Raw genomic sequence first — 7367 nt, forward strand, 5'->3', positions numbered from 1 at the left:
CTTGGCAGGAACCGCCTGCCGCGACAACGGCAGCGGCGGCAGACGAGACCGGCGGGAGCGCGCGGCCTGACTGCCCGTGCCGTCGGGGTAACCTTGGATCGGGATTGGGTTGCGCCTTTCTGCATTTTTGGTTGCGCCTTTCCCCGCGACAATGGTAGCGATAGGCGCAACCAGTCCCTTTCCGGAGCACGGCCATGGCCAATACGACGATCGGCGTGAAGATCGATGAGGACCTGCGCAACCGGTTGAGGGCCGCGGCCGAAGCGCAGGGACGCTCGCCGCACGCGTTGATCAAGCATTCGATCCTGTCGGTGCTCGAACATCTCGACCGCGGCGAACCGCTCGCGGCGTTCCCGGGTGTCGCCGGCGCGGCGGGAGAGACCGGGGCCGAGCCCGCCCAGCCGCTGCCTTTCCTCGCCTTCGCCCAGGGCGTCCAGCCGCAGAGCGTGCTGCGCGCCAAGATCACCGCCGCCTATCGCCGGCCGGAGCAGGAATGCGTGCCGGTGCTGCTCGCCGAGGCCGCCATGAGCGAACCGCGCCTGAAGGCGACGCAGGCTCTCGCGCGCAAGCTGGTCGAGGCCCTGCGTGCCAAGGGCGAGCGCGGCGGCGTCGAGGGGCTGATCCATGAATATGCGCTGTCGAGTCAGGAGGGCGTCGCGCTGATGTGCCTCGCCGAAGCGCTGCTGCGCATTCCCGACCGGGCGACACGCGATGCGCTGATCCGCGACAAGATCAGCCATGGCGACTGGAAGGCCCATCTCGGCCACAGCGCCTCGGTCTTCGTCAATGCCGCGACCTGGGGCCTGGTCATTACCGGCAAGCTCACCGCGACCTCGAGCGAGGCCGGGCTGTCGTCGGCGCTGACGCGCCTTATCGGCCGCAGCGGCGAGCCGGTCATCCGCAAGGGCGTCGACATGGCCATGCGCATGATGGGCGAGCAGTTCGTCACCGGCCAGACCATCGGCGAAGCGCTCGCCAACAGCCGGCGGATGGAGGCGAAAGGCTTCCGCTATTCCTACGACATGCTCGGCGAGGCGGCGATGACCGCCCGCGACGCCGAACGCTATTATGCCGACTACACCCAGGCCATCCATGCCATCGGCAAGGCCGCCGGCGGCCGCGGCATCTACGAGGGCCCGGGCATTTCGATCAAGCTGTCGGCGCTGCATCCGCGCTACCAGCGGGCCCAGCGCGACCGGGTCATGGGCGAGCTGCTGCCGCGGGTGAAGGCGCTCGCCGTGCTCGCCCGGCACTATGACATCGGCCTCAATATCGACGCCGAGGAGGCCGACCGGCTGGAACTGTCGCTCGACCTCCTGGAGGCGATCTGCTTCGACGCCGAGCTCGCCGGCTGGAACGGCATCGGCTTCGTCGTCCAGGGCTACCAGAAGCGCGCGCCCTTCGTGATCGACTATCTGATCGACCTCGCCCGGCGCAGCGGCCGCCGGCTGATGGTGCGTCTCGTCAAGGGCGCCTATTGGGACAGCGAGATCAAGCGCGCCCAGCTCGACGGCCTCGAAGGCTTTCCGGTCTTCACGCGCAAGGTCTACACCGACCTTTCCTATCTCGCCTGCGCCCGCAAGATGCTGGCCGTTCCTGACGCGCTGTTCCCGCAGTTCGCCACCCACAATGCCCATACGCTGGCGGCCATCCACACCATGGCTGGCGAGAACTTCTATGCCGGCCAGTACGAGTTCCAGTGCCTGCACGGCATGGGCGAGCCGCTCTACGAGGAAGTGGTCGGCCGCGACAAGCTGAACCGGCCGTGCCGCATCTATGCGCCGGTCGGCACCCATGAGACGCTGCTGGCCTATCTGGTGCGGCGCCTGCTCGAAAACGGCGCCAATACCTCCTTCGTCAACCGCATCGCCGATCTCTCGCTGCCGGTCGACGAGCTGATCGCCGAGCCGGCCGATCTCGCCCGCGCCATCACGCCGCTTGGCGCCCCTCACGACAAGATCGCCTTGCCGTCCGACCTGTTCGGCGCGGCGCGCGCCAATTCCACCGGCATCGACCTGTCGAACGAGCAAAGGCTGGCATCGCTCTCCGCCGCTCTCCTCGTCAACGCGGCGGAGCCTTGGCGCGCGGCACCCTCCGACATTGGCGGCAGGGCGAGCGACGGAGCCGAGCGGGCCGTGCTCAACCCGGCCGATCTCAGGGATGTGGTCGGGCATGTCGTCGATGCGACCCCCGCCGATGTCGAGGCGGCGCTCGCGCAGGCGGTCGCGGCCGGACCGATCTGGGCAGCGACCCCGCCCGAGGAGCGGGCGACCTGCCTCGACCGCGCGGCCAACCTCCTGGAGGCGCGCATGCCCGTGTTGATCGGGCTGATCGTGCGCGAGGCCGGCAAGTCGCTGCCGAACGCGGTCGGCGAGGTGCGCGAGGCGGTCGATTTCCTGCGCTACTACGCGACCGAGCTCAGGAACGGCTTCTCCAACGACAGCCACAGGCCGCTCGGTCCGGTGGCCTGCATCAGCCCCTGGAACTTCCCGCTGGCCATCTTCACCGGCCAGGTCGCCGCGGCGCTGGCGGCCGGTAATACGGTTCTCGCCAAGCCCGCCGAGGAAACGCCGCTGATCGCGGCCGAGGCCGTGCGGCTCTTCCACGAGGCCGGAATCGGGGCGGGTGCGGTGCAGCTCCTGCCCGGTGCGGGCGATGTCGGCGCCAGCCTGGTGGCGGATGCGCGCGTGCGCGGCGTCATGTTCACCGGCTCGACCGAGGTCGCGCGCCTCATCCAGCGCCAGCTCGCCGGTCGGCTGAGCCCGGATGGCCGGCCGATCCCGCTGATCGCGGAAACCGGCGGCCAGAATGCGCTGATCGTCGATTCCTCGGCACTCGCCGAGCAGGTCGTCGGCGACGTCGTCGTCTCGGCCTTCGATTCGGCCGGCCAGCGCTGCTCGGCGCTCAGGGTGCTCTGCCTCCAGGAAGAGGTCGCCGATCATATCCTGACCATGCTGAAGGGAGCGCTCGCCGAGCTCGTCGTCGGCAATCCCGACCGGCTGTCGACCGATGTCGGGCCGGTCATCAGCGCCGAGGCGCGCGACCGGCTCGTCGGCCATATCCAGGCCATGGCGGCCAAGGGCCACGACGTCCAGGCGCTGGACCTGCCGCCGGCATGCCGGAACGGCATCTTCGTCGCGCCGACCATCATCGAGATCGGCAGTCTCGCCGAACTCGAACGCGAGGTCTTCGGCCCGGTGCTGCACGTGCTGCGCTATCGCCGGCAGGATCTCGACGCGCTGATCGCCGACGTCAACCGCACCGGCTACGGCCTCACCTTCGGCCTGCATACCCGGATCGACGAGACCATCGCCCACGTCACGACCCGGGTCGAGGCCGGCAATATCTATGTCAACCGCAACATGATCGGCGCGGTGGTGGGCGTTCAGCCCTTCGGTGGGCATGGCCTGTCGGGCACCGGGCCGAAGGCCGGCGGACCGCTTTATCTCAGGCGGCTTGTACAGAGCTATCCGGCCGCCGGCGAAACCCTGCCGGCTTCCGCCGAGCCTCTGCCGGCGGCGGACGCCTTCGCCGCCTGGCTCGCCAAGCGCGGTGCGAAGGATGCCGCGGAACGCTTTGCCCGCTATCGTGCGCAGTCGCGCGCCGGGACCGTGGTCGAGCTGCCAGGCCCCGTCGGCGAGCGCAATCTCTACCGGCTGGAGGGGCGCGGCACGGTGCTGTGCGTCGCCGAGACCGAAACCGGCCTGCTCGCGCAGATCGGCGCGGCGATCGCCACCGGCAATCGCGCCGCCGTGCTCGGCGCCGAGGCGCTGTTCGCGCCGCTCCAGGCTTCGCTGCCCAAGGAGCTGAAGCCGGTGATCCAGCCGGCCGCCGACCTTTCGGCCATGCCGATCGGGGCCGCGCTGTTCGAGGGCGACAGCGACACGCTGCGCGCCTTCAATGCGAGGCTCGCCGAGCGCGACGGGCCCATCGTCCAGGTCTTCGGCGTGTCGCGTGCCGATCTCGCCGCCGGCACGGAGGACTATCCGCTCGCCTGGCTCCTCAACGAGCGCGCAGTCAGCACCAATACGGCGGCAGCCGGCGGCAATGCCAGCCTGATGACCATCGGCTGATCGCCGGCCGGCAGAGCCCGCCGCGGCTGGTTCTGCCGGCCGGCCAGCCCTGGACATTTTGTCCGCTTGGCGGTCGCCTGCGTCGCGGTGTACTGAATTTTCAGAAATTTCTGAAAATTCAGACATTGACGAGGCGCTCGTGAACCTGCCGCCCCTGATCCAGGCCTTCGTGCTGCATTTCGGCGAGATGGGCAGCCGCTGGGGCATCAACCGCACCGTCGGCCAGGTCTATGCGCTGCTCTACGTCTCGCCGCAGCCGCTCTGCGCCGACGACATCGTCGCCGCGCTCGGCATTTCGCGCTCCAACGTGTCGATGAGCCTGAAGGAGCTGCAGGCCTGGAACCTGGTGCTGCTGAAGCACCTGCCGGGCGACCGGCGCGACTATTTCACCACGCCCGACGATATCTGGCAGATCCTGCGGACGCTCGCCGAGGAGCGCAAGAAGCGGGAGGTCGATCCGACCCTGTCGGTGCTGCGCGAGATCCTGATGCAGCAACCGGCGAGCGAGACCGAGCGCCATGCCCAGGCGCGAATGGCCGAAATGCACGGATTGATTGAGCGGCTGACCAACTGGTATGACGAAATCAAGCAATTGGAGACGGCGCGGCTGACGACGCTCCTCACCCTCGGGGCCAAAGTTACCCGCCTGCTCGAGACCAAGGATAAGATCGTCTCGCTCGGGCGTGGCAAGCGCTCCGGTGACAAGGGGTGACGCGGTGGACCGGCGCAGAACGGCCGACCTCGATCTGATCCCGGCGGGCGGAAGCGCCGGCGCACACACCGTCATGCGCGCCGTCCACGATCCTGTCTCGGCCGCGCGCGAAATTTCCCCGCCGGAGGACCGGGCCGTCCCGGCGCCGCGCCCGGCCGATGCCGCGGCCTTGTCCGGGCTGCGGCGCGCGGCCATCCTGCAGGCGGTGGCATCGCTCGTCTGGCTGCCGCAGGCCGCCCTTCTGGCCCATGCCGTCGGCGCCATGGCGAAGGGCGCAGCGGCCTCGGCCGCATGGCTGCCGGCGGCGCTGGTGCTGGTTCTGGGTCTTGCCAGAGCGGCGCTCGACGCGTTCGGAAGCCGGCTCGCCTTCCGGGCCGCGCGCGCGGCGGTTTCTGCCCGGCGGCAGGCTGCTCTCGCGGCGCTCGCCGCCGGCTCGCCGCTCGACAGCGGCCGCCCCGCCTCGGGTCTTGCGGCGAGCGTGGTCGCCGAGCAGGCCGACGCGGTTCTCGCCTATCTCTCGAAATTCCAGCCGGCCCGCCTGCGCGCGACCGTCGTGCCGCTGGTCATCCTGGCGGTCGTCCTGCCGCTGTCCTGGGCGGCCGCCCTGGTGCTCGTCGTCGCCGCACCGCTGATCCCGATCTTCATGGCCTTGATCGGCTGGCGCGCCAAGGCGGCGAGCGAGGCGCAGCTCGCCGAGCTCGGCGGCATGAACGCCTTCCTGCTCGACCGGCTGCGCGGGCTCGCCACCCTCAGGGGCCTCGGCGCCGTCGACCTGACCGCGCGTCGGCTGCGCGCCAATGCCGAGAGCCTGCGCCGGCGCACCATGGCGGTGCTGCGCATCGCCTTTCTGTCCTCGGCGGTGCTCGAACTGTTCGCCGCGCTCGGCGTCGCCATGGTCGCCGTCTATGTCGGCTTCCATCTGCTCGGCCAGCTTCCCTTCGGCGCCTGGGGCGGCACGCTCGACCTTGGCCGAGGCCTGTTCATCCTGCTGCTGGCGCCGGCCTTTTTCGAGCCGCTGCGCGACTTGTCCGCCGTCTGGCACGACCGTGCGGCCGGGCAGGCGGCGCTCGCCGCGCTCGACGAGCTGGGCCGTGGCCGGCTGCGGCTGCCGGATGCGGCCGACACGTCCGCGCCGCCACCGCATCGGCCGGGCCCGCCCGCGGTCATCGTGCGCGGTCTCGGTTTCGGCCATGCCGGCGGCCGCGGCGCAACGCTCGCAGGTTTCGACCTGACCGTCGCGGCGGGAGAGCGCGTCGCGCTGCTCGGCCCGAGCGGCTCCGGCAAGTCGACGCTGCTTGCGCTGATCGCCGGCCTCGCGCCGCTCGAAGCCGGCAGCGTCGTCATCGGCGGCACGCCGCTGACGCCGGCATCCGCTGCAGCGCTGCGTCGGCGCATCGCCTGGATCGGCCAGAAGCCCCACCTTTTTGCCGGCTCGCTCAGGGCCAATGTCGCGCTCGGCCGGCCCGGCATCGGGCCTGGCGAGGCCGCCGCGGCCCTGCATGCGGTGGGGCTCGGCGGCCTGGCGGCAAACCGCGCCGGCATCCCGATCGGCGAGGGCGGCGGCGGCCTGTCCGGCGGCGAGGCGCTGCGGCTCGCCCTGGCCCGGGCGGCGGCCGATCCGGCCGCCGATCTCGTCCTCGCCGACGAGCCGACGGCCCATCTCGACACGATGACGGCGGCCGCGGTCGCCGACGGCCTGTGCGCCATCGCCACCGGACGGACCCTGGTCGTCGCGACCCACGACCCGGTCCTGGCGGCCCGCATGGATCGCATCGTCCGGCTGGAGGCGCTGCCATGAGCGGCCACCCCCCACCCATCCTGCGCGACCTCGGGCCGGTCATCCGCCTCTTCGCCGGCGAACGGCGCGCCCTGATGACGGCCGGCCTGCTGCTCGCCGCCTGCACGGTCGTCGCGGGCATGCTGCTGCTCGGCCTCTCCGGCTGGTTCATCACCGCGACCGCGCTCGCCGGCGCCTCGCTTGCGACCGCGCTCGCCTTCGACGTCTTCGCCCCGTCGGCCGGCATCCGCTTCCTGGCGCTGGCCCGCACCGGGGCGCGCTATGGCGAGCGGCTCGTCACCCATGACGCGACGCTGAAGATCCTGGCGGCGCTGCGCGAGCGGCTGTTCCGCGGCTGGGCCGGGCCGCAGGCGGCGCGCGCCCTCCTGATGCGGCCGGCGCGCCTCCTGTTCCGCCTGACCGCCGATATCGATGCGCTCGACACGCTCTATCTGCGCCTGCTGGTGCCGGCGGGCGCCGCCCTCGCGGCCGCCGCTGTCGCCGGCCTTGCCTTCGGGACCATGCATGCCGGGTTCGGCCTCGGGGTTGCGGCCTTCCTGCTGGTCGCGGGCCTCGGCCTGCCGGTTCTGGCGGCCCGGCGCTCGGGACCCTGGGCGCGCCGCCGCGCCCACGCCGCCGAGGCGCTCAGGGCGCGCACCATCGATCTCTTCGCCGGCCAGACCGAGCTCCTGATGGCCGGCCGCATGCCGGCGCAGCTTGCGGCGGCCGGAGCGGCCGAAACGCGGCTGGCCGATGCCGAGGACCGGCTGAACCGCATCGACACGGCGGTGGCGGCGGGCTTCGG

General features: G+C 71.3%; 3 protein-coding genes and 1 pseudogene. All 4 read left to right on the forward strand.

All coding sequences use genetic code 11. The features are described 5' to 3' along the window. Window positions 1-194: 194 nt before the first annotated feature. The gene (gene putA / locus OZ671_RS28985; protein WP_268863932.1) at window positions 195-4073 is read left to right on the forward strand and encodes a trifunctional transcriptional regulator/proline dehydrogenase/L-glutamate gamma-semialdehyde dehydrogenase; all 3879 of its coding nucleotides are present in this window, start codon (window positions 195-197) and stop codon (window positions 4071-4073) included. A gap of 139 nt (window positions 4074-4212) precedes the next feature. Continuing rightward, complete coding sequence (locus tag OZ671_RS28990; RefSeq protein WP_268863933.1) at window positions 4213-4785, forward strand: GbsR/MarR family transcriptional regulator; 573 nt, start codon at window positions 4213-4215, stop codon at window positions 4783-4785. A 73-nt stretch (window positions 4786-4858) separates the two neighbouring features. Continuing rightward, window positions 4859-6583: a thiol reductant ABC exporter subunit CydD gene (gene cydD / locus OZ671_RS28995; protein WP_268863934.1), complete on the forward strand. Its 1725-nt coding sequence runs from the start codon at window positions 4859-4861 to the stop codon at window positions 6581-6583. After that, window positions 6580-7367: pseudogene (locus OZ671_RS29000) on the forward strand (ABC transporter ATP-binding protein); the annotation flags it as partial. The gene cydD and the pseudogene OZ671_RS29000, both read left to right, overlap by 4 nt.

This window comes from Phreatobacter sp. AB_2022a (assembly GCF_026847585.1).
GTDB lineage: Bacteria > Pseudomonadota > Alphaproteobacteria > Rhizobiales > Phreatobacteraceae > Phreatobacter.

What these genes read in the sequence shown, in the direction of transcription:
- putA (WP_268863932.1), top strand. Translation starts at nt 195, where the DNA reads ATGGCCAATACGACGATCGGCGTGAAGATCGATGAGGACCTGCGCAAC.
- cydD (WP_268863934.1), top strand. Translation starts at nt 4,859, where the DNA reads ATGCGCGCCGTCCACGATCCTGTCTCGGCCGCGCGCGAAATTTCCCCG.